This is a genomic window from Veillonella rogosae JCM 15642 (assembly GCF_002959775.1).
Classification (GTDB): domain Bacteria; phylum Bacillota; class Negativicutes; order Veillonellales; family Veillonellaceae; genus Veillonella; species Veillonella rogosae.
The window spans coordinates 127,830-152,331 of record NZ_PPCX01000010.1; the positions used below are offsets into that span (position 1 = coordinate 127,830).

Annotated in this window: 22 protein-coding genes; 4 read left to right on the forward strand and 18 right to left on the reverse strand. The window is 38.9% G+C overall.

From position 1 onward, the window contains the following. Positions 1–27: 27 nt before the first annotated feature. The 6 genes from VRHSUH09_RS05835 to pduB are packed head-to-tail and all read right to left on the reverse strand — an operon-like array spanning position 28 to position 5,884. Positions 28–402, reverse strand: coding sequence for a glycerol dehydratase reactivase beta/small subunit family protein (locus tag VRHSUH09_RS05835; protein ID WP_060924422.1), 375 nt, complete (start codon positions 400–402; stop codon positions 28–30). After that, entirely contained in the window at positions 399–2,225 is a 1,827-nt protein-coding gene (locus VRHSUH09_RS05840) for a diol dehydratase reactivase subunit alpha (RefSeq protein ID WP_105081653.1), read from the reverse strand. The genes VRHSUH09_RS05835 and VRHSUH09_RS05840 overlap by 4 nt, the downstream gene beginning before the upstream one ends. Before the next feature lie 18 nt (positions 2,226–2,243). After that, on the reverse strand, positions 2,244–2,780 hold the full coding sequence (locus VRHSUH09_RS05845; RefSeq protein ID WP_105081654.1) for a diol dehydratase small subunit: 537 nt from the start codon (positions 2,778–2,780) through the stop codon (positions 2,244–2,246). Positions 2,781–2,791: 11 nt separating this feature from the next. After that, positions 2,792–3,490, reverse strand: a complete 699-nt coding sequence (locus tag VRHSUH09_RS05850) for a propanediol/glycerol family dehydratase medium subunit (protein WP_008602326.1) — start codon at positions 3,488–3,490, stop codon at positions 2,792–2,794. Positions 3,491–3,499: 9 nt separating this feature from the next. Continuing rightward, positions 3,500–5,161: a propanediol/glycerol family dehydratase large subunit gene (locus tag VRHSUH09_RS05855; RefSeq protein ID WP_054748429.1), complete on the reverse strand. Its 1,662-nt coding sequence runs from the start codon at positions 5,159–5,161 to the stop codon at positions 3,500–3,502. Positions 5,162–5,182: 21 nt separating this feature from the next. Continuing rightward, entirely contained in the window at positions 5,183–5,884 is a 702-nt protein-coding gene (gene pduB / locus VRHSUH09_RS05860) for a propanediol utilization microcompartment protein PduB (protein ID WP_105081655.1), read from the reverse strand. Positions 5,885–6,408: 524 nt separating this feature from the next. Here pduB and VRHSUH09_RS05865 point away from each other — a divergent pair. Beyond that, positions 6,409–7,299, forward strand: a complete 891-nt coding sequence (locus VRHSUH09_RS05865) for a PocR ligand-binding domain-containing protein (protein WP_105081656.1) — start codon at positions 6,409–6,411, stop codon at positions 7,297–7,299. 240 nt (positions 7,300–7,539) lie between these two features. Here VRHSUH09_RS05865 and tnpA read toward each other — a convergent pair whose 3' ends face one another. The 8 genes from tnpA to VRHSUH09_RS05905 form a co-directional block, all read right to left on the reverse strand. Continuing rightward, the gene (gene tnpA, locus VRHSUH09_RS05870; RefSeq protein ID WP_038125930.1) at positions 7,540–8,004 is read right to left on the reverse strand and encodes an IS200/IS605 family transposase; all 465 of its coding nucleotides are present in this window, start codon (positions 8,002–8,004) and stop codon (positions 7,540–7,542) included. A 270-nt stretch (positions 8,005–8,274) separates the two neighbouring features. Further along, positions 8,275–9,108: a MetQ/NlpA family ABC transporter substrate-binding protein gene (locus VRHSUH09_RS05875; protein WP_054748121.1), complete on the reverse strand. Its 834-nt coding sequence runs from the start codon at positions 9,106–9,108 to the stop codon at positions 8,275–8,277. 361 nt (positions 9,109–9,469) lie between these two features. Next, positions 9,470–10,783 carry a DUF389 domain-containing protein gene (locus VRHSUH09_RS05880; RefSeq protein WP_105081657.1) on the reverse strand — a complete coding sequence of 438 codons (1,314 nt, stop codon included), beginning with the start codon at positions 10,781–10,783 and terminating at the stop codon, positions 9,470–9,472. A 9-nt stretch (positions 10,784–10,792) separates the two neighbouring features. After that, positions 10,793–11,830, reverse strand: coding sequence for a nicotinate-nucleotide--dimethylbenzimidazole phosphoribosyltransferase (locus VRHSUH09_RS05885; protein ID WP_105081658.1), 1,038 nt, complete (start codon positions 11,828–11,830; stop codon positions 10,793–10,795). 109 nt (positions 11,831–11,939) lie between these two features. After that, on the reverse strand, positions 11,940–12,851 hold the full coding sequence (locus VRHSUH09_RS05890; RefSeq protein ID WP_105081659.1) for a hypothetical protein: 912 nt from the start codon (positions 12,849–12,851) through the stop codon (positions 11,940–11,942). Between the two features lie 147 nt (positions 12,852–12,998). After that, positions 12,999–13,865: a hypothetical protein gene (locus VRHSUH09_RS05895; protein ID WP_105081660.1), complete on the reverse strand. Its 867-nt coding sequence runs from the start codon at positions 13,863–13,865 to the stop codon at positions 12,999–13,001. A gap of 30 nt (positions 13,866–13,895) precedes the next feature. Beyond that, complete coding sequence (locus VRHSUH09_RS05900; RefSeq protein WP_054748127.1) at positions 13,896–14,726, reverse strand: hypothetical protein; 831 nt, start codon at positions 14,724–14,726, stop codon at positions 13,896–13,898. A gap of 24 nt (positions 14,727–14,750) precedes the next feature. Next, positions 14,751–15,923, reverse strand: coding sequence for an iron-containing alcohol dehydrogenase (locus VRHSUH09_RS05905; protein WP_105081661.1), 1,173 nt, complete (start codon positions 15,921–15,923; stop codon positions 14,751–14,753). 147 nt (positions 15,924–16,070) lie between these two features. Here VRHSUH09_RS05905 and VRHSUH09_RS05910 point away from each other — a divergent pair, with 147 nt between their 5' ends. After that, positions 16,071–17,630 carry a hypothetical protein gene (locus tag VRHSUH09_RS05910; RefSeq protein ID WP_054748128.1) on the forward strand — a complete coding sequence of 520 codons (1,560 nt, stop codon included), beginning with the start codon at positions 16,071–16,073 and terminating at the stop codon, positions 17,628–17,630. An 84-nt stretch (positions 17,631–17,714) separates the two neighbouring features. Here VRHSUH09_RS05910 and VRHSUH09_RS05915 read toward each other — a convergent pair whose 3' ends face one another. Continuing rightward, positions 17,715–18,230 carry a flavodoxin family protein gene (locus VRHSUH09_RS05915; protein WP_105081662.1) on the reverse strand — a complete coding sequence of 172 codons (516 nt, stop codon included), beginning with the start codon at positions 18,228–18,230 and terminating at the stop codon, positions 17,715–17,717. A gap of 440 nt (positions 18,231–18,670) precedes the next feature. Between VRHSUH09_RS05915 and VRHSUH09_RS05920 the strand changes: the two genes are divergently transcribed. Together VRHSUH09_RS05920 and VRHSUH09_RS05925 are read left to right on the forward strand one after the other, a co-directional pair. Then, complete coding sequence (locus tag VRHSUH09_RS05920; RefSeq protein ID WP_105081663.1) at positions 18,671–20,953, forward strand: ribonucleoside-diphosphate reductase subunit alpha; 2,283 nt, start codon at positions 18,671–18,673, stop codon at positions 20,951–20,953. 74 nt (positions 20,954–21,027) lie between these two features. Then, positions 21,028–22,056, forward strand: a complete 1,029-nt coding sequence (locus tag VRHSUH09_RS05925; RefSeq protein WP_009352283.1) for a ribonucleotide-diphosphate reductase subunit beta — start codon at positions 21,028–21,030, stop codon at positions 22,054–22,056. Between the two features lie 83 nt (positions 22,057–22,139). On the opposite strand, the gene VRHSUH09_RS05930 is transcribed toward VRHSUH09_RS05925, so the two are convergent. The 3 genes from VRHSUH09_RS05930 to VRHSUH09_RS05940 form a co-directional block, all read right to left on the reverse strand. Continuing rightward, positions 22,140–22,778 carry a hypothetical protein gene (locus VRHSUH09_RS05930; RefSeq protein ID WP_054748133.1) on the reverse strand — a complete coding sequence of 213 codons (639 nt, stop codon included), beginning with the start codon at positions 22,776–22,778 and terminating at the stop codon, positions 22,140–22,142. Positions 22,779–23,209: 431 nt separating this feature from the next. After that, positions 23,210–23,668 (reverse strand): DIP1984 family protein, encoded by a 459-nt coding sequence (locus VRHSUH09_RS05935; RefSeq protein WP_105081664.1) that lies wholly within the window; start codon positions 23,666–23,668, stop codon positions 23,210–23,212. A gap of 85 nt (positions 23,669–23,753) precedes the next feature. Beyond that, complete coding sequence (locus VRHSUH09_RS05940) at positions 23,754–24,170, reverse strand: GNAT family N-acetyltransferase (RefSeq protein WP_054748137.1); 417 nt, start codon at positions 24,168–24,170, stop codon at positions 23,754–23,756. Positions 24,171–24,502 lie beyond the last annotated feature (332 nt).

Below are 24,502 nucleotides of genomic sequence, written 5' to 3' on the forward strand. Positions count from 1 at the left end.
ATGCACCACCTCTCAATTTCATTGTGTTTAAAAGGCCACTTCCAATCGTTCATCAGAAGCGAATGGATTACCTTTTACAAGGCGAGCTGCATTTACACCTAATGTGCGCAAGCTATCTGGATATTGAGCATAGCCCGTAAGTCGATAGATAAATTGATGAGCTGGTATATTTTTATACGTCAATACAATAGCCTGCTCATCAACACCAATACCTACTGACAAAGCTGAGTTTCGAGATGCTAAATCAGCCAAATCCATGTGAGTACCACTATGGGCCTCGATTACCACGGGCAGTCCTTCCTCCTCAATGCCATATAAAACAGGCTTTAATACATCCTCACCGATATACGGTGTAGTATAGAGCAAGATGGTTGGCTTACTGATGATGCTTTGATCCATCATAAGCCTCCCTTCTGTGCATAGGATAATACTAATCCTGTTGCTACCGCATTTCGTGCCCCTTCAATGCCTCGAATATTGCCTCGCCCCGCTACTAATGCATATTGTGAAAGTGCATCGGTTACGAGTTGAGGAATTTCAAAGTCTAATGCAGAGCCACCTACAATAACAACGAATGGTATATCTCGCACATTATGAGTAGGACTAACAGATGCCAAAGCGCGGAGTGAATTTGTGACAAATACCCGTTTCTTTGCGGTTTGACGAACTCTTTTAATCGTTTCTAGCGGAATATCTCGCTCTACAGGAACAAGTCCATCAGGAGTGACGATAACAACACGGCCAAACAATGTAGCCGACAGCGGTTCATTAAAGAACTGCACCGTTCCATCTTCATGACGAATGTGATATACGCTAAGTACCTGAGCTAATGGATCTCGTTTGATGGCTTCTGCAATATGCATATCCTCTAAACCAAGTTCAGAATTGATGAGCATCGTTACCATGTTTCCCGCTCCAGCAAGATGAATGGCTTTAATTTTTCCTTCTTGGTTGATGATGGATGCATCAGTTGAACCTGCCCCTAAATCGAGTATGGCCATTGGTTTTGCTGTCCCCGGTGTAGTCAAAGCACCTAAGATAGCTGATTCAGCCTCTTCACCACCGATTTCAACTGGTACGCCTAACTCTTTTTCTACCTGCTTTGCAATGATTTCCATTTGTAGATGATCTGACTTAACCATGGAAGCAATGCCTACGGCTTGTTCCATAGAGAACTCACCGGCAAGACCGCCCTTTACATTGATAGGAACAGCTACATCTACGGCTAGCAAGTCTTGGATGAATACATCTTGCGGTGATTTATTTGTCAATTGCGCCATTGTAAGGCGAACCTTTTCAAGCATGCCACCTACGTTCGTACCTGCTTCACCACTGATATCATCGATAGGATGAACAGATTCGAGGGTTTCCATAATCCTCTCGGCCCCAGCAGATACATCGACGGATACAGTTCGATCATTCCCCATAACAATGATGGATCCTGCCGGTATTACCCGCTCCTTAACGTCCCCTGCAGGTGTTTTAATAACGACTGCAGATCGGTTACCAATAAGGGCTCGAGCGATAGGCACAATATTCTTTGTTTCCTCTGGTGAAAGTTCAAATACAGTGGCAATCCCATAAGGATTAGATAATTGTGATACCACTTGTCCTGGTTCTACTACCTCTACTGCGGAGAGCATGCCCATTGGAATTTTGTCGATATACGCAACCTCGTCTACGATAGGAATTTTGTTATCTAATCGATTATTAACGAGTACACCGTCATCGGCTTGAAGGATAGCAGCCCGAATATCATAACCTCGCTTACAGTACGCATTAATAAGCTGTGCTACCAATTCAAAATCGATAATCTTTGGAGCTACCACGATGTATGGCTGACCTTGTGGCTTATCAATCAGTTGCTCAATGGGAACCGTATAGCCTACGCCAAGGCCTAAACCACCTGGTGTTTTAGGGTTGTGCCCTATCATGGTCGATTCTGTAATTATGGTTTCTGTAATCGTTTCCATAGCCACATCGCCGATAACTGGTGTAGCCTCATTAATGCGAACTAAGTCAATATCTCGTAGTGTAAGATTAGCAGACCTGATTAGCGACTTGAGGGCATCCATGAGACCTACGATATTTTCGCGTGTTCCTTTAATGCCTGTAGTACTAGCGATAGCAGAAGACAAGAACTTTACCTCACCATTGCTATGCACTTCGGCCAAGGCCGCTTCTGTTGTCGAGTTTCCTATATCGATGCCAACAATTCGTTTCATAATGACATCTCCTATAGGTTAATTATCACCTTTTAATTTTTTACGACGCTCATAGTTTTCTGCGGCTTCACGTACAAAGTTTGCACAAATAGGAGCACCTAGGCCATCAAGTTCGCTAGCAATATCTAATAGTTCTTGTTTCGAAGAACGATACGGACGAAGTGCATTGTACATTTCAAGTAAACGTTTATCACTTACCTTCGTCATTTCTGCAGCGCGAGAGAAGTTGAGTTCAATTTGATCGCGACCCCCAGCCTTAGCAATTTGACCTTGAGCTTTCAAAATAGATGGAGAAATTTTTAAATCGTCCATTGTAATATGTCCGGCCATTACGTTATCCATCGTAATATGGCTTAAGTCTCGACCTTGGCCAAGATCAATCCATTCTGGATGTTTTTTAGCAATCGGATAATCCTTGATGGTAACCACCCTATCTACAACTGTTGTATTAGGTGTAGATGATGTATGAGGCGCAGAGTATTGTGTGGTATTTCCCTTTGCCCCTTCTATTTCAGATACGATCTGCCGAATTAAGGCTTCTAATTCGTTAGCCATAGTAAACCTCCTTATACAGTGACACGAACTTCATCAGCTGGCTTACCTTTTACTACATGCTTAGTTTCCTTGATATGAAGCAATGCAGATAATGCTTGGTATTTTGGACGAGCCATTTGATCGTTCAATGTTGGTACTGGTGTTGGGGATTCGCCCTTAGCATATTTAGCAGCATTTTTACCGATGGCACGGTATGTTTCAGCTGTTAATAGAGGTGCTTGAGGGAATAATTCCAAGTTTGAAAGTGGTTGTAAATCCCGTTGGTGAATCAAGGTTGTACCTTTAGATTGAATACCGATACATACGCCGGAACCAGAAATTGAATCACCTTCAACGGCTACAGCCGCTACATCAGAGGAACGGTATACGCGAATTACGCGAGCTTTAAGCCCTTCTTCTTCAATACCTGCTACTACTTGGCGAATTACTTCTTGATGCGGTACACCAACGATAGTTTGTCGTTGACTACGACCAAAAGCCGGTCCTACTGCAATGACTACTTCGTCTGCGCTTGTACCAGGTTGTGCAGGACCACCTGTTTGAAGCCAGCTATCATCGCCAGTTGGGTCTTCATGTCTAGGTGCTGCACTTGGTGCTGTACTTTCACCAATATTAGTCTTGAATTGTGGCGCCTCATGAACGCCGCCCATTTCTTGTAAAACGTCTAGGATAATAGAGCGTAATACATCTCTGTTAATTTCAGCCATCATGACACCTCCTTATATATCCCGTGGATCAATGGCGTTTGGAATATCTTTAATACGTTCCCAATCTTCACCTTCCACACGATACCCTGTGCCAACACCTTGATAGTCATTTCTATTGTTAATCGCGGAGATAACGTTGAAATCACGGTCAAAGATGGCCGATGTTTGTAAGTAATCACCGGAGATTTTTTGTTTCAATAAATTCAAAACACTTTGTGCTACATCAGGGTGACCTTCTTTAGCTAAGCCTTTTACGAAGTCGACGCCTGTAACACCACGGTTTAACAAATCTTGAGCCGCTTTAATATCTGCGACCTTATCGCGAGGAGGCATGTCTTTAGAGCCATTTGCATAGGTAGCAGCCTCTACCTCTTGATCTGTAATTGGAGGCAAGCCCAATGCTTTAAACAAGGCTTGAAGTGCACGAGCTGCTTTATTACGAACCGCCACTACTTCTTCTTCACGAGCAGGGATAAGACCGCCATTTACCTTGAGGTCACGTTGGATAACTGTCCAGTCATCATAGTCCTCTGCATCCCAGTTAGAACCAGCGAACATATTGTCATAGTTTGGTGTAGAACTATAACCAGAGCAGATGAAGTCAGTACCAGGTGCAAATTGCATCAATGTACGTGCTGTTCTACGCAAGTCAGAGTGACTGAATGTTTGGTCATTACTAGATGCACATTCTAGGTCGAGCATAGCTGCTACAAGGTTTTCTGCCAATACAGCGCGAATACCAGAAGGTACGGCTGCTGGAATGCCGATACAGCTTACAGAACCATTTTGAATACCTTGTACGCCGGCGCCTTTTGTAATGTATAGGCAGCGGATTTCAAGGTACAACATGGATTTACCTTCTGCTTGGCCCATTTGTACTTCAGAGCCTGTACCAGAAGTAAAGCGCATTTTAAGACCACGAGATGCATAAGCAGATGCTAAGAAGCCTTTAGACCAAGGTGTGTCATCACCATCGGTAAATACATCTTCTGTACCATATACGGAAATGGTTTCTGCATAAGCTGTGAAACCGCGCATACCAAGTTCTAATTCTGTTGCTTCTTCCAAGGAGCATTGAGTCAATACGCCTGGTCGACCACATTGAGAGCCTACGAGTAAGCTAATCGCATTAAGTGGTGCATAACGAGCAACGGCTACTGTTGTTTCTTCTTCCGCAAACCCACGAAGTGCACCTTCCGCAGCATCGGCTGCAATTTGTACTGGGTTATCGTTTACATTTGTTACATGGGCTTGGTTAGCCATTGTGCGACGAGCACGCATTTTTTGCATACATTGCATCATCTCAACAACGTTCATAGAAGAAACAACTTCTAGCATTTTTGCGGGAGTAATAGATTTACAAATCTTAACGATTTCTTCACGAGGTACTGAAGGTGTAAGCATCATATTAGCAATGTCTTTTGAATCCATTGCCATCGCTTGTTGAGCACCGTCGAAAACAATACCGTAATTTGCAATAAATGTATCGATAAGATCAAAGTCTTCACGGCGTTTACCATCGAGTTCAACGATGCGGCCGCCTTCGATTTTGAGACTAGGCTTTGGATCTTGAGGAGATTCCATAGCTATAAAACCTTCCTCTACCCATTCCTTTACATAACCATCCTGATTGACAGGACGTTGGCTTAAGACTTCGAAACGTTTTGATTTCATAGGGCATACCATCCTTTCAGATTAGATATAGGAAGGGGCTCCGTTCACTGGTTCGTCACCCATCGTAGCTAGCAATTTTTTGCCTACTTCACGAGCAGAAATAACCGCTTGTCGTACAGCCCCAGAATCGCCAGAAATCTGTAAAATAACTTCGTTAGAATTGCTTGTACCTGCAGAAGGAGATGCATAACCAATTACATCAACGTTAGCAGATTTAACAGCTACATCGGCCATCACTACGCCAATAGCTGCAGGAGCACCTACAATAAGGCCAAATGCTTTACCTTCAGGAGCACCAAATGCTGCATTTACTGCATGACTAGCGCGTGCTGTATATTGCAATTCAAGATGACCAGCATCGTTTGCGTATACATCGCCAAAGGTACGTTCCACTTCAGCCAATGCCACTTCAATAGCGCGTTTTACATCGGATACATCATCACCACCAAAGATGATAAGAGAACCGTGACCTGCGCCACCTTTAGTATCACGAGGTAATTCAATGCTAACGATTTCAGTATTTGTCGCTTTTACTGCTTCGTCAGCTGCCATAATATGAGGACCTGCACCAGTACGTGCACCTAAAATACCGATAGAACGATATTTTTTCTTCAATTGCATTGCATCTAATACTTGTTGATCTACATTAGCAATTACGAGACCTATAGTATCACCAGTTTTGCTAGTCCCTACAAATTCAGTTAATCCACATGTTGTCGCCATAATACCCTCCATACGTGTAATGAAAGTATCTTTGTACAGGAATGTATGTTGCAATATGTTATGCTATATCTCTTGATATTGTTTTAAGTCGCCTTATATCGCTTTTTATCGTTTCATTTATTTTTCATATATATGCAACGATATCCCCTGTACACCATATAATTTTATAGAGCATGCCTTGCTATTCAGTCACTGTCCATTGGGCTCAATCCTTTCTAAATATATGTAATATAAGGGTTTTTCTACCTTTATTATAAAAATTCTGTAATACAACTTTTTTTTGTGTATTCGTAAAATGCGATTTTTCTATTACAAAAATGCCACAATCCTGTTATACTAATACATATATAGCCGAATATGTATTAGTAATAACGTAGAGTTATAAGTATATGAATTTCAAGTGGCATGTCACTTTTCTCTTTTCTTAGGTTTATGAGCAAGCCCACAAAATAGAGAGCAATTAAGGCGATTATAGCGGTGAGCTTACTAGACCTCTCAGCACATTTGTGATTGGAGGTTCCACTATGATTTGTACTCGGGAAGATACTAAACTTATCAACGAAATCATGCGAGATTTCACAAACATAACAAAAATTGCTGCCATTTTTGTCAATAATCGTGGAAAAGTGTTATCTCAAGAATATAACTTTTCCCCCTTCTGTAAGGTAGTAAGGCGTAATCCAGCTTATGCCAAGCGATGTAATCAATGTGATCTATATGGCGGACTCGATGCGACAAAAGAACTATCTTCTTGCCCATATCGCTGTCACATGGGCCTTATAGATTTCTCCGTGCCAATCATGAAAGATGGCGCCATCTTAGGCTTCATCATGGCAGGACAAACAAAAACAGAAGATACAACAATCAAGCCGATTTTACCTACCCAGACAGATTGGCATGATGACACTAAACTCCGTGCTTTATATCGGACCTTGCCTGTTTTAACAGCTGAACAAATTTATAGTGCTACAAAGGTGTTACGGATCTTAGTAGAGCATTTCTTCCCATTCAATGATTCAGTAGCAGAAGAACTACCATATGAGCAATTACCAGACTTTGTCGAGTCTGAGCAACCTATTAATCGTCCAGAAATCAGAAAAGCTATCTTATACATAGAAAAAAATCTAAGCAAACGAGTGTCGCTCAGGCGGATTTCTGAACATATTCATTTAAGTGAGTCTTATTTCTCCAAGATTTTTAAAGATGATACGGGACTTTCAGTAGTGCAATATATAACACTACTCCGTATACAGGAAGCAAAAAAATTGTTGGTCTATTCCCAATTAACAGTCAATCAAATCAGTAAAACCTTGGGATATAACAGAACGAGTTACTTCTGCAAGATTTTTAAAATGGCCACTACGGAAACACCTCATTCGTACAGAAAAAAATATGCTAAACCTATTGATGCATAGTCAAAAAGCAAACAATAACTAGCAAAGCTAAAGGGCTCTATATTGAAAATAGAGCCCTTTAGCAATATATAAATCAATTTCTACACAACAGTGAAAATCATAACCACCCGTAGAACGGGTGGTTTGCTCTGACCCTATAAGGGTCTTTCTCTAGTGGTGGCCCTCTAAAGAGGGCATTGAATGATCTGACAACCACTCTATTACCACTGGCTGCCCCCTACTCGGGGGCTTTTATTTTGCCTATTTTACTGGCTCACCCGTAAACGGGTCGGTGTATTCTTTAAAGTTTAATGTATCTTGCGCTATATCCTCTTGTAGTTGATTGCGAATATACTCTTTTATCGCTCCTTCATATCGTCCTACCGTATCCACATAATATCCTCTACACCAGAAATGTCTATTTCCATACTTATATTTTAAATTTGCGTGTTTATCGAATATCATGAGGCTACTTTTGCTTTTTAAATATCCCATAAAACTCGATACGCTTAAATGTGGTGGTATCGTTACTAGCATATGAATATGATCCGGACAGCATTCCGCTTCTATAATCTCTACATTTTTCCTCTTACATAAATCTCGTAAGATTTTACCTACATCAGCTTTTATCCGACCATAAATTATTTGTCTTCTATACTTTGGAGCAAAAACAATATGATATTTACATCTCCATTTACTATGTGATAAGCTTTTTACGTCATTCATTGACATTGAACCTCCTATGTTGAAATGTTGTGGTTGCCAGACCAACTTCATTCTATCACTAGGAGGTTCTTTCCTTTTCTCTAAGAATTTTTTACCGACCCCCAGTTTAACTGGGGGTTTAGTCATGCCTATTCGGCGTACAAGAACAAAAAGACGTAACACCAAATGGTGTTACGCCTTTTTTGTATTAGAGAGTTAATCTGAGGAGATCTTTTGTGAAATATACTATGTTATTAACGATTTAATTTATGTTATTAACTATTCAATTGATTAGAACGCTGGAATAATTGCACCTTTGTAGTGTTCTTCAATGAATTTCTTAACTTCTGGAGATTGTAATGCTTTAGCTAGTTTTTGGATAGCTGGTTTGTTTTCATCACCAGGGTTAACGGAAAGAAGATTTGCATATGGAGAGTCAGCTTTCTCTACGAATAAGCCATCTTTTGTAGGATTAAGGCCGGCTGGCAATGCATAGTTGGCATTGATTACAGCTGCGTCTAAGTCTTCGATGGAACGAGGAATTTGAGCCGCTTCTAACTCAGTAATTTGGATGTTTTTAGGGTTGCTAGTCACATCAAATGGTGTGTTTGTCAAACCAGTTGGATCTTTCAAAGTTACAAGACCCGCACTTTGCAACAAGAGAAGTGCACGAGCACTGTTTGTTGGATCAGATGGAATTGCTACTTTTGCGCCATTTGGCAAGTCTTTCAAATCTTTAATTTTTTTAGAGTAAATCGCCAATGGTTCAATGTGAACTGGTGCAAAGCTTACGAAGTTTGTACCATGATCTTTATTGAAGTTATTTTGGTAAGGCACGTTAGCGAAGAAGTTTGCATCTACTTCTTTACTAGACAACGCCATGTTTGGTTGGATATAATCTGTAAACTCAACGACTTGAAGATCTACACCTTCTTTAGCCAATAAAGGCTTAATTTGATTCAAAATTTCCGCATGAGGTACAGGGTTTGCTGCTACTTTCAATACCTCTGCTTTAGAATTGCTAGCACCACTGGAGCTTGCGTTATTTGTGGAAGAACCACAACCACTAATCAATAAGGACGCACCCAGTACGGCCGTCGCTGCTAATGCTAACCATTTTTTCATGTAATCCTCCTATCTACGATGAAAACCTACATCTCTGACGAGGACTCATACGTATACAACATTCGTAGACATTGTAATAAATCTATTCTTCTTATCTTGTATCTACATTTAATTATTTAATAATTTCGATGTAGTAAGTATAGCAATTTAATTCCTACTCGTATAATAGATTTTATATATATAATAATATAACTTTAATCTATAGCAAGATAAGAGTAATTACATTTAGCTATGCCAAGTACATAAAAACGGTACTAAGATGATTCCCCGTACTACTAGATAATATACCTAATAGCTAAAATCAAACTTAGTACCGTTATAAATATTGCTTTATATAATAAATAACCTAATCAAAATCAAATTATAAAGTTGACTTTGTTTGCTCCACAGAAATAGTTACAGGTGCTGATAATTTAGCCTCTAACCAAGCTTTTATTCGTCCTGAATCTGCATCAGATACAGCGGATGTGGTATGGATGATCACCATATAGCGACTCGCTTTAGGCTGTTCTAGATTATCTATTAAAGGCATACCTTCCACTTTGCTTACAAACGGGAATAACACCTTTGCTTCAGCATCTGTCGTTTTCATAGTATTTATAGTTTCACTTACTAATTCATAAGTCGGTTGGTACAGATTACTCAAGTTTTTATATGTTTCAAGATTCTCTGAAGATTTATTCGAGTTCACCTTATCCGTAGTAGATTTTTTCTCATCTACGCTAGTAACAAATCGTAATGTATAAGGCTGCAAGTAATCATCCTTCTGTAACTTGTCATCCAACTGGGCTTGCTCCTCTGAAGTCACAGGAGCGCCTATAGCTACTATGTCTACTAGCTTATTCGTTCGATCCAATGAATAATCAATCACTTGTCGACGTCCATCTTGATTAATATCATTCTTAATAAACTGCTCTAAATGATTTGACTCAGAATACTTGATGGTCATATCATAGCCTGCATAAATACTTGGTATAGCCATAATAAGGCCAATCACAAGAAATATTAGCTGATTACGACGAATACGCTCTTCAGCTTGTTCATGGAATGGCAAACTATATACGCCCTTTAAAACAATAAAAGCTGCAAAGAAGATGAAGAATGCATTTATAAAGAATAAATAACTAGCCCCAAAGAAATATTGCCAATTTCCATTAGCAAGTCCATATCCTGCCGTACACAGTGGTGGCATAAGTGCAGTCGCAATCGCCACCCCTGGTATAACATTATCTAAGCTCTTACGCGTTTGCCCAATAATCCCAGCTAACCCACCAAATATAGCAATGAATACATCAAAAATATTCGGTTCTGTACGCGCTAATAGTTCAGATGTAGCCGTCTGAACGGGAGAAATATAAAAATATAAAGCAGATGCCAAAACAGCAATCGTCATCTGTAAGGACAATCTTAAAATACCACTCTTCGCAACTGTAAAATTAAGCGTAGCGAAGCCAAAGCCAGTTGCTAGAATAGGTCCCATCAACGGCGATATAAGCATAGCACCAATAACAACTGCCGTACTATTCATATTCAACCCAATAGAGGCGATAAATATGGAGAGAATCAGGGTAACCAACGCAGGTCCCTTAATCTTAGCCCCACCTATCAATCTTTTAGCAATAGTTGCATCATCGGCGCGCTCAAAATGTATATCAAAGTATTTATTTATTTCCATTCTTTCTCCTTATAATTTCATCAAATCCGCAAAGGTGCCCACATGTACAAACATATGCTGTGTCGTTTTCAACATTTGAACCATTAAGATAGCTCCTGTCCCTTCCCCCATCGACATGTGGGCTTGAATAGGAACCATGTCTTGTGTAATATCTACCTCTGCTAAAGCTAGCTCTGTGCCTTTTTCGCGGGAATGATGTGACGGCAATGCATAGTCTGTAATGCGCTCGTTCATATGTACCGCACAAGCTGCTGCTACAGCTGTAATAAAGCCATCAATGACAAAGGGCTTTTTAAACTCAACACAAGCCAGCATAGCCCCAAGAATAGCTGCAATATCAAAGCCCCCTACATGGGCTACAATTTTACGAACTCTTTCAGCTTCACTGTCAGAAACAATACTAGCCTTATGCTTATCTAATACAGCGCGCACAAAATCAATTTTACGCTTCATCAAATCTGGTTTATTAGGCCAAGAACCAGGACCTACCGTTTCAGTGGGATCCGCTCCAGTTAAGGCAGACAACACACAGGCAGAAGTCGTCGTATTACCGAGTCCCATTTCACCAAAGGAAAAAAGATTTATCCCTTGCTTTACATAATGCTTAACTCGTTCATAGCCAGCTTGAAAGGCACGATTAAATTCATCCTCAGTCATAGCAGGGTGGTTTAAAATATTCTTTGTCCCCTTTGCGACCTTGCGATCCACTCCGATGCCATCATCTGAGGCAATTCCTACATCCACAACTTCATAAGGAATGTTGTTAAAGTCACAAAATTGTGTGGCCGACGAACGACCTAATAACATATTACGCGACTGCTTTTGCGTTACCTCGTAGTTATAACCTACATAGCCTTCCATAGTACAACCATTATCGGCGGAAAATATGATATGCTGAGGTCGAATTTCACCACTAATCTCGCCCCAAGCTGTACAAATCTTACGGAAATATATTTCCCACAAGCCAAGTCCTCCTGGAATTAAGCATTTAGCTTGGAGAAATTTATTCAGTTGTTGCTCTATGGCTGTGCTTGGCTTATCTTTCATTCTATTATCTAGACGGTACTTAATGCATCGACTAGCCTTCTATTAATTCGATATTATTCTATATGAAAGTATAACACAAATTATATGTTTTAGTAATATAAGGTTTGTACTAGTACTCATATATACGAATTATCCTCTCATCAGGGAATAATCTATGCTTTTTAGCCTTAAACTCCGGATTATTATTAGAATCAAAATATTCAATCGTATTTCTTAACTGCTCATGAGTAAAAGGACTAGTGCTTGGTTTATATACAAGTTGATTAAATACAGCATACCGTCCATCATATGCAGCAAATAGCAATTTAGATTTCGTATCTGGCTTGTATGAATCCACTAATATTCCAGGCAAGCCATTATTCCATACCGCTGAATAAGTAGGATTTAGAGACTCATCAAGAATTCCCCACATACGCCAATATACTTGCAATGTGTGATAAAAATTATACTCTTTATCTACAAGCACTTTATTTTCTATATCTTTACTATCAGGATGATCTACATCTAGAGGAATAATCTGAATAGAATACCAAATATCTCCTATCTCATACTCTATAAAAATATTGTTATCTAACATATAGAACATCTTTAACTCTGCACCTTTAGGAATGCGGAATGTCATGCCTTTACGAGTAATAATGTCTGTATATGAATCTATATCATTTAAATTCTTCTTACAAGGAACCTTGCTTCCTACTGGATACGATAAAAGAGTAGTCTTCTTCTCATTATGAATCAACTTATCCGTTGAATGATACAATCTCCCCTGAATTAAACTTAATTCTTGAGCATACGTTTCTTCTTCACGTAAATACCCCTTAGCTATGTCCTCGGTCCTCATTCGTTCTAAATGTCTTTGTAAATCAGCTTCAATCTTATTATTAGTTTGTTCACTACTAACGCACTTCTCTTTAGCACTACCAGAAATATCACTTTGAGTAACCTGCTCTTTTGCATGTACTTGTGAAGCCATAAGACTTAGCATTAACAGTGCAGCAAGGTATGAATATATTCTTTTCACAATACAACTCCTTAGCTTTATAACAACCACTACAATAAACTTCAATCTCTACTAGTATTGTACCTTTTAATACTTGTAGAGTCATCAAAGGGGCTGTAACAAAACAGCCCCTTTGTTCCAAATTTTATATACAAGCTCTGCACAACTCTAATGATACATATCTATATCTACTGTAATCATTCGCGTTCGTTCCGGATTAAACATAAAGTAAATCACTCTTGGCTGGTCATGATCAAAGTTATTGTAAACAACATATACTACATATTTCTCAGCTGATACTCGAGTGCTATAATAAAAATCTTCATTAGGATCATCACCGACACTCTGGCTGCCATCAATTAACCAGGAAAATAATTTCCAGTTTTGTCGTTGAATAGTGATAATCTCATAATAATTGTCTATATCACTAACCAATACAGTTTTATCTTTTGGATATGTAAACGAATTAAGTACTTCTACTGTAGTATCCTTGTCCCTGCCATTTATAAACGTATACCAAGCATTAGATTTAACAGTTTCCTCATACCGTGAAATCGTTGCTTTATCACCATCTAATACTAAATAGCGTTGATTCCCTCCTATTCCAATTACCTCAGCAGAAGAAATCACTTTCAGGCTCTCTGGTAAAAACTTAGGTGCTTGTAATGGAGACGGAATATACCCAGCCTTAGATGAAGGCCATGTAGAGTGCCACCGTTGAGTATCATAATGGGATATCCCTACAGCAGAAAACACTAAGGTAACAGCTAATGTAGGAAGCATACATAGAAAAAAGATTACATAAAAATATGTTAAAAATCTTTTTCGTATAGCGTTCTCATTATCGATTATTTCACATTTCTCAAACAACAGTACAATCGTAGCTACTAACAAAATCAAATAGTATAATCCAGAATATGATATCTCATCCGAGAACAAAAAAGTTAATATCCAAAGAGTTATAAAGAACCATATACTCTTTCTATAAGGATCAGAAAAAAAAATTTTCTTCAAGTAAATTAAACACTGTTGCATTTACGCTCTCCACAACAATACCTACTCAAATTACTTAGATTGATAAAACACAGCTCGTGTCCCATCATTACTGACCAAAAGTTCCACAAAATGAGGTCTTTTGGTATTCCCATCATCTACAAACACATATAATCTATGATTTCGAGTAGAATTATATGTGTCCTTTACCACTCTTTTCGTTTCTTTTCGAGGTGCAAACCGTAACCACTCTATGAAACTCCGTTTTGGTAAATTTAGAGGCTCCTCCTCAATGCTATCTATGATGTAATAACTATCAGGATGCGATATAAAACGCTTTACTTCGCCACTTTCAAAATCTAGTAACCTATTATATTTATCAATTTGAGCTGTATAGGCAGCATGTTGTTTTGCAATTGCCTCATATTGAGCAATTACTTTAGGATTTCCCTCTAAAACTACATAACGATAAGGATACGCAGTAGCCCAAGCAACATCTGTTCGTACCATAGATACCTTATCGATACCTTCCGAAAGCTGCCCAGGAGATTTAAGACCTTCTGGTAATTCGCTATTATTTGGCCATCCCCGTTTCCAATCAGTGGTACTGTACTCAAAATCCTCAAACTGATCAACGCTTGTATTAATATCATACGTAACCCAATCAGCTACGAGCCAAGATATGCTAAAAGTTATGGCAATAAACAACGCACAAGCCAATCGACTATGGGTACGTTCAGATATAGACTGTTTCTTAAAGCGCCTATATTGTAAAAATACACTCAACAATATGGCTATACTAAAAACAATATATGTAATAGGCGCTATATTAAATAGCACTACCACAATTGCAAACAACACGCATAGCATAACCGTTAATAGGCCATAAAATCCTTGGAACAAAACTCTCTCCTATAATGACAACACTTAAAACATTTTCTTATACAACACCTCAATATCTTCACGGCTTATTTCTGCCATTGTATTAGCAATATTCCCTGTAGCTACAACGTACACGTTATCTACAAGCCAAGGGATGTCTTTTTTCGTAAAGCCTAGTTCTGTAAGGTTTGTAGTAAGGTCCAGGTCATGTACGATAAAGCGTAGTGCTTCACCTAGTTCGGAGCCATCACCGTGGTTAAAGATACGAGCTAATGCACCAAATTTATCTGGGTTAGCACTCCAAGTGTATTCCACTACCACAGGTTCAATAACGGCAAGGCCCACACCGTGTGTAATATCTTTAAGGCCACTGGCAGGGTGTTCCATACCATGGGCTAGTGTGACACCGGCCGTATTGATTACCATACCACCAATAGTGCTAGCAAGGGTTACCGATTCCCAAGCTTTTGTGAGTTGTTTTTCATTCAGTACTTCAGGTTTACCATTAACAACGGCTTTCACATGTTTATATAGAGGTACGAGATACTGTGCTAATAATGTTACTGCATAATAAGATAATGCATCGGTAAAAGGTTGTGCCGTTTTAGAGGTGTAAGCCTCGATATTATGGCATAGTGCATCAAAGCCAACAGAGGCCAACACATGAGGTGGCATGGTTCCCATCACAGCAGGATCTACAATAGATACCTTCGGCACGATTGCATTACAACGCAAAGATTTTTTATCCCCCGTTTCAGGATTGGTAAGCACACCAAAGCCATTACCTTCAGAGCCGGTACCACATGTTGTAGGAATGACAATGAGTGGTAATGCGGTATCGCTCGTTTTACGATTAAAGATATAATCGTTAATATCCCCTTCGTTTACGGCCATAAAGGCAATGCCCTTTGCACAGTCCATGATAGAACCGCCGCCGATAGCGATAACCATATCACAGCTTTCAGATTTAGCTAAAGCAGCGCCCTCTAAAGCAGTCGTCGTTAATGGATTAGCATCAACTTGATCAAACAACACATGGTCAATATGAGCAGTCTCTAATTTTGCTACTACACGGTCATATAAACCAGATTTCTTCGCACTAGTGCGACCTGTTACGATGAGGGCTTTCTTACCATACGGTGCAGCAAAATCAGCAATATTATCTACTTTATTCCAACCAAATTGGATGTTTACAGGTAAAAAATAAGAGAATTCCATGTGACAACCTCGTTTCTCTGAAAACTACTTCTTAGTGCTATTGTAATGTATATTTAAGGGCATGTAAAACCTCATAGGACTTTCACTAGAAAACAGGTATACTAATAATAAGAGGGGATATTTATATTTATAGAGGGAGAGACATCTATGAAATTTGCCATTAAACATTTATGGTCATCGCTGCGGGACCTAGCAACGCAGTCACCTATATTGCTGGCATTGATTGCCGTATTTTCATGTACACCGTTGTATATTGAACAAGATTGGTTTGCCGAAATCGACATTAAGCTATACTCACTGTATTTCTTTATCGTTATATTACAAAGCTATATAACGAGAGCCCGAAAGTTTTCCATAGTATATACCTTAGTAAGTATCGGAATCAGCGTTGGTCTTTATATGATTCACGAAACGTACGGGTATGTGCGGGGCATTGAGCTAGCTACGGAAAATATATCGTACCTATGGCTATACTCCATGATTGCCTTGTATTTCACCTCGTCTGGTGAACACTACATCGGTGAAATCATCAACCGCATCAAACGGATTGGCATCACCCTTGTTACATCTACGCTATATAACATTGTTATCATCATGAGTTTATGGTTCTTCTTCATCATCATTGACCAGCCATTCGACGTTGAAGAAACCATTTTTAAGGTGCTCGCATCCATTAATATATTCATTTGTCTATCTATGGTATGTTCTTACAAAGAAGATCCAGAGGGCCCCGCAGAACCAAGTAAATTCTTTACCGTTGTGTTCGGCATTATCTTGCCCAAGGCGTCCATTATTACAGGTATTCTAGCTAACATCTATTTAGTCTTAATCCTGTTAGGGCTTCGAGAAGATACGCGTTTCTTCTACACCTACTATCCGTATGTAGCCATTTTCTACCTATTCTACTTGGCTAGCTTTAGATCTAGTGAAAGTAGCAGAACTCAGCAAATCTTGTGCTTCTTGTTCATTACGTTAACTACATTGTGCTTAGCCCTAATCGGTAAGCGTGTTATTAATGAACCAATTCTCTGGCTCAATACAATTTATGTGAGTGCATTCAATCTCATCTTCTTAGTACACAATATTTATTCTCTTGTGAAAGGTTTAAAACCTTCTGTACACACAACAGTTATGGCTCTAGCCTTAGGTGCTGTTCTCTTGACACCATTCATAGGCTATACAACGTATCGTGAATTTGTGACCTATACTAAAGTCGATGGCGAATGGCATGCAAGCCTACCAATAGCAGCCACCTTTGATCCTAACTTCACAGACTACGGCACACCATATGTACCTGTGGACGATTTAAAACTGCCAGATACCAACCCAGCAAACGGCAGACGCGTCGAGTATATCAATTTTGATGCTTTGTCTGCACCAAAGGTTATCTCTATTGCAGGCTACGATAAATACATTGAAAACATCGAATTAATAGTCTACGAAAGAGACCTTAAGGAATACGAAGTAGAATCTGCCAACTTCGACTCCATCTCATTCAAGTTCCTCAACAAAGGCCTTGATTTAGAGGTATCTCTACCAAATGGAGTAACAGAGGTGCATCATATTTATGATAAGTTCCTTACAGTCGATAAAACAGCTATCGATCCTGTCATTATAGAAGGCACTGGATACAAACTATTGATTACATCGTACTTCATAAACCAATTCGATACACGTAAACTTAAATTTAATGTACTTTATAATTAAGCATATAATACAATATAGTAATAATTACAACATCATATATAATATGACAAAAGCAGTACCCCACAGGGGTACTGCTTTTATTCATCAATCTAACTTGGCTAGAATATATTGGGCAAAGTCTTGGGCCGCTTTAAAATCGTCTTCATTTGGGTGTACTACAGCTTGTTTGTGACGTGCATCGCGATCAGCAGATTGACCGTGGCTATGCCCTTTGGGGAACATCTTATACATCATTTCGATGACCTTAGGGTCTACCTTGCCTTGGCAGATGAAAGTCCCTACAGGCTCTACGCCATCTGGTAAACAGTTTGCTGCATTGATTAAACTTTCCTTTGCATGTGCCATTTGAGGTGGTACGCCTGCTGTTGCAAACAGAGCAATGTGAGAGTTATGTAATGTGCCTAGCACATCACGAGCCTCTTTATTAGCTGTCCCTTTATCCACCCAAAATCCTGCAAATACAAGATCGTAAGATGATAAATCAGACGGCAATTCTTTCATAGATACACACGGTGTACCTGCTGGCAATACGCTAGTAATAGCCTCTGCCACTTGTTTAGTATTTCCCGTAAGGGAAGAATATATAACAATAGACTTCATGTCTTACCTCCTATTTACTATATATCTATTATAGGGCATGTATGACATGCTTTTAATAAAATAAATCACAATAGTATATAGAACGATATAGAACGGAATTTTATATACTGCCGCGTACTATTTTACTATTCACAAAAGAGATACATCATTCAAAATCATCATATATGCATCCCATATAGTACTTTCTAGCATTTATAACTATATCGATAAAATTAAGCATACTATATTTATAAATTTCTAAATGTCAATATTGAATGTATAGAATTTTTTAGCTATAATCGTAACATAATGTATAAGCTCAATAGGAAAACTACAACATATAGTAGTTTTCTTATTTTTCTGATTAGACTTAACTTAAAGATATTTTATACTTTTCAGTCTAATCTTATATATGCTTAGATTAACAGTTTTATTACTTTTAAGACTCAAGGGGAACAGTAATGGAGATTATGATCAAGAAACGGGATGGCCATTTCGAGCCTTTATCCGTTGAAAAAACGAAACGTATGATTGCCTTCGCATGTTTGGGGTTAGATTCTTGTGATCCACTAGAATTGGAGTTAGATGCGAAGTTACAATTCGTTGATGGCATGACTACTAAAGAGATTCAAAAAACTTTAGTACAAACTGCTATCGAAAAGGTTATCTCTAAAAAAGACGATGGCTTCGGCAACCAAGTTAATAAAATGAACCAAGATTGGCAATTCGTAGCGGCTCGTCTATTCTTGTTCGACCTCTATAAAGAAGCTGCTATCACTCGCCGCTATAAAGCGTTCGGCTATGGCAACTTCCCAAATCTTGTACACATGCTTGTAGAAGAGAAAAAATACGCTGACTTCTTCGTTACAGAATATACAGCTGATGAATTGCAAGAGTTAGGCGATTACATTAAACCTAAACGAGACTACCTCTTCAACTATGAAGGTCTTAAATTATTAGCTGACCGTTACTTGGTAAAAGGCTTCAACAAAGAAATCTACGAATTACCACAAGAACGTTTCATGGCCATCGCCATGCACTTGGCATTAGTAGAAGGCGAAAACAAAGTAGAATACGCTAAAAAATTCTACGACTTGATGAGCCAATTAAAAATGACAACAGCTACACCTACATTGGCAAACGCTGGTACACCATTTCATCAATTGTCCTCTTGCTTCATCTCTGGCGTAGATGACAACTTATGGTCCATTTACGACGTAAACAGCAAATTCTCCCGCGTATCTAAACACGGTGGCGCTCTTGGTATCTACCTTGGTAAAGTTCGCGCATTGAACTCCGACATTCGCGGTTTCAAAAACTCCTCTGGTGGCGTTATTCCTTGGATTCGTTTGTACAACGATACAGCTGTTGCAGTAGACCAATTGGGTAAACGTAAAGGCGGCGCCACAGTAACACTTGATATTTGGCACAAAGACTTCTACGAGTTCGTAGAGCTTCGCACTAACAATGGTGACGACCGTCGTAAAGCACATGATATCTTCCCTGCTATCTCTGTTCCAAACATCTTTATGGAACGTATGTTAGCTCGTGAAAACTTTACTTTATTCGACCCTCATGAAATCTTAGCTGTAAAAGGCTATGCCTTAGAGGACTACTTCGATACAGAAGACGAAAAAGAGTTTACAAAACGCTATATCGAATGTGAACAAGATCCTAACTTACATGGTATCGAAGTACCTGCCCTAGACATGATGAAAAAAATCATGCGCTCTGCTGTTGAAACTGGTACACCATTCATCTTCTTCCGCGATACTGTAAACGCTGCAAACCCTAACAAACATGCAGGTATGATTTACGCATCCAACTTGTGCCACGAAATCGCACAAAACGTTGGCTTCACAAACCTTGCTGAAGAAATTATCAACGAAGATGGCACTATCACTACAAAAACAAATACAGGCGACATGGTTACATGTAACTTGAATTCCATCAGCCTTGGCCGTATTACTGACGAAGAATTAGAAGAAAACATTGCCCTTCAAATTCGTATGTTAGACAATGTTATCTCTATTAATCAAGCGCCAGTGCCAGAATCTCGTATGACGTCTGATAAATACCGCGCTATTGGTCTTGGTACTTCTGGTTACCATCACTACCTCGTAAACCACGATATCCAATGGGAATCTGATGAGCACATCGAAGTAGCGGACAAATTGTTCGAAAATATCGCGTACTATGCCATCAAAGCGTCCATGGAATTGGCTAAAGAAAAAGGTGCATACCCTGCATTCAAAGGTTCCGAATGGGAAACTGGTGCATACTTCACACGTCGTGGCTACACATCTGATCGTTGGAAACAATTGGCTGCAGACGTTGCTAAATACGGTATCCGCAATGGTTACTTGATGGCTGTAGCGCCTACCGGTTCTACTTCCAACATTGCAAATACTACAGCTGGTATCGATCCGATCTTCAAAAAATTCTTCATCGAAGAAAAGAAAGGTTCTTTCACACCAAAAACAGCTCCAGATTTGAACAACAAAACATTCTGGCTCTACAAAGAGGCGCATACAATCGACCAACAATGGTCCATCAAAGCTTGTGGCGTACGTCAACGTCATATTGACCAAGCGCAATCTTTCAACTTGTACATCACACCTCAAATGAAAGCGAAAGAAATCTTAGACCTTTACGTTGAGGCCTACAAACAAGGGGTTAAAACAATCTACTACATCCGTAACCAATCCCTTGAAATGGATGAATGCACAAGCTGCTCATCCTAATACGAGATGTGTATATAAATCTGATGACGACCTATAGCAGTATAGGTCGCATCGTTGTATAAAGGAGTCCTACTATGGATAAAAAACTGATTTTCAACGAACATGGTGACCGTGGCACGCAATCTATGATTGGTGGTAATACCACAAACCTTCGCGAATGGAACCGTATCAAGTACGATTGGGCGAACCAAATGTACCGTACGATGCTCAACAACTTCTGGATTCCTGAAGAGATTTCCTTGAACGAAGACGTTAAGCAATTCCCATACTTAACAGACTACGAACGTCGTGCATTTGATAAAATCATTGCATTCTTGAACTTCCTTGATTCTATTCAGTCTGAAAACTTGCCTAACTTGAGCCGCTATATTACAGCATCTGAAGTGGCATCTTTATTGAATATCCAAACATTCCAAGAGGAAATTCATGCTCAAAGTTATTCCTACATTTTGGACACTGTAACGAACCCTATTACACGTGACAAAATCTACGATGAATGGCGTACAGATAAAACATTGCTTGCTCGTAACCGCTTCATCGCTGATGCATACCAACGTTTCAGCGACGATCCTAGCGAAGCAAACCTTATTCATACAATCATTGCTAACTATATCTTAGAAGGTATCTACTTCTACTCTGGTTTTAGCTTCTTCTACACTTTGGCACGCCAAGGTAAAATGACAGCTACATCCACTATTTTCAAATATATCAACCGCGACGAAGTAACTCACCTTGTATTGTTCCAAAACATCATCCGCGAGTTACGCCGTGAACGCCCTGATTTATTCACACCAGAACTAGAAGAAAAAATCACTGATATGATTCGCCAAGGTACAGAGAATGAAATCGCTTGGGGTCAATACATCACTGATGATAAAATCCTCGGTCTTAACAACGTTCTTATCGAACGCTATATCAAATACCTTGCAAATATCCGCTTAGAAGCAATCGGCTTACCTCATCTATATCCTGAAATCAAGGATAATCCAATGGAATGGATCGAAAGCTTCTCCAACCTGAATAGCACAAAAACTGACTTCTTCGAAGCAAAAGTTACAAACTATACAAAAGCAGCAGCATTTGATTTCGATGATTTAGAATAATAACAAAATAGATAAAAGAAAAAGTGATTCTCACGGTGGGAGAATCACTTTTTTCATTATAAAGGTTATTCGGTTAATAACTGTTAGCCAGCTGTATATGGGCTGAATCGACCAGCAAATAGGTAGGAACCCATTTTGCCGAGTTTAGCAGCAAAGATAGAAGCTACAATGCCTAAAATAATCATAATCCATGCATTATCTGCATTTACGCCATCAGCAATAGCAATATAGGCTTGTACACAGGACAAGATGAAGTAAATAATTGTTAAGTAAATTTTTGCTTTTGGAATCTTAGACTTTCCTGTTTTGTAACGTAATATACTACCAATATAACCAGAAATACCACCAATGATAACGAGAAGTGGTAAAATCATTGCTACTAATGTAATAGCAGAGAATAATACATTTGCAATAGATGGAATCAACAATGCAATAACAGGTACTAAGAAAGAAGCTGCTGTTGCTGCGATTGGGAAATGTACCGCAATTGGATGTAAATGAAGATCTAGCAATTTTTCGCGTGTTGGATTAATGCGACGTGGCTTGTAATCCATCCAAACTGTTGGAGGGAAACCACATGTTGGACAAGGTTGATCCCTGTACTTAGCTTCCTCAATATATCCGCATACACGGCAAATTATCCATTCGGTACCTTGTTCAGGTGTTGGTTTAGCTGCGGTAGAACTTGTTGCTGCCGTAGCTGCTTTTTGTTCTGCTGTCATAATGAAATCTCCTTACTTAAGAAATTCTATATAATTAAATAATGATTATTATTTAATTATATTATAACATAATTCACTAAGTAAAAGTAAAATTTATATGCTTATTAAAAAATTAAATATATCATGCTGCTAACGTACCTATAATCAAAGGTTACGGTATTTGATTTTGATAAATTAGAATAATAAGAAAAAAGATACCCAATCCAGATTTTTGGATTTGGTATCTTTTTATAGTTTATATTTAGAAATAATCCCCAACGCCACCCTCGTTTTTACAGTCGACACATGGTAATACATTGTAAATTGTATCAATACATTTGTGCGCAAATAGGCCTACACTGTAGATTTTCATTCGCCCCATGAATGTATTCATAAAACGCTTGGTAAAAGCAAAAGTTTTGTGTCCACCCTGTATCAAACTACCAACTATATTAGCTTTCAATCAATTCGGTGGTCCAGTTAGCAGACTGCAATAGATTGTCTAATAAACGAACTTGTTTTGCTATATTGTCAGCTTCTTTTTGGATATCTTTGACGTTGACGGTTGGGATTAATTTGATTTCAGACCCTCTCGCACGAAAATTGATACTACCTGCGCTAGACGCCAATGTCCGATAAGCACTTAGACGCAATGCAGCACTATCTTTTTCCGCAATAATTTCAGTAATAGAGCGACCTTCTACAATAGTTTTGCAATTTGTTAAATTAATATCTGCAATTAACTTTTGAAGTCTAGTTACACATTGATCTAATGTTTTTAAAAGCTCTTCAGGGTTCTCATTCGGTGCTTCCCCTTCTTGCACTAAACTATTTTGAGTCAAACGAAGCTCTAAATCGCTAATTTTATAATTCAAATCAGCACGTTCTTGTAATGCTTCTGCTAGTTTCATAAACTCTCACCTCATATTTTGAAATATATGGATATTAATATACTGACTGAACTAATACATACTATTATATTTAGTATCTAGTTTCTTATAATACTTTCCGCATCATCACATGTGGACAGCCTTCATCAAGGTATTCTTCCCCTTCTGCTTTATAGCCAAGAGACTCGTAAAATGGTTTTGCCTGTACTTGCGCTGATAAGGAGCAGGTCTTAAATCCATCGCGGCGAATGCCGTTTTCTGCGGCTATCATAATCTTAGTACCTAGATGTTGTCCACGATATAGCTTGCGTACCGCCATGCGACCAATATGGGCATCTCCAGCTACGTCACTTGGAAAATATCGGCAAGTGCCAGCCGCTTTACCATCTATGGATAAGAGAACAAATTTTGCAGTCTCATCGATTTCATCGAATTCTTCAGTAAAACCTTGTTCCTTCATAAACACGTCAATACGTATTTGTTTTATTTCATCAGTAATATGATCTAAAATTTGAATAACCATATCGCCTCCACTGCTACTCATATATCGCTATTTGCGTAAAATTATTTTTGTTATACTGTACCTAAGAGAGTCAATTGACGTGAGTTAGGTTCATCACCGAAAGGTGGTGATACTATGACAAAACATGAAATTACATATGTAGTTATCATAATTTTGTTATCCGTAGTTACTATCATTGCCTTAGTTAAGTAAGGTAATGAAAACGCCTAACGTAATGAGGTGGCTAGACCTCTAACACGTTAGGCGCATCATTTTTACCCAAATTTTAGATGAGCCTAACGCTACCGACACGTTGATTGGCTCTCTTTATAAACTTATTATACTACAATTTA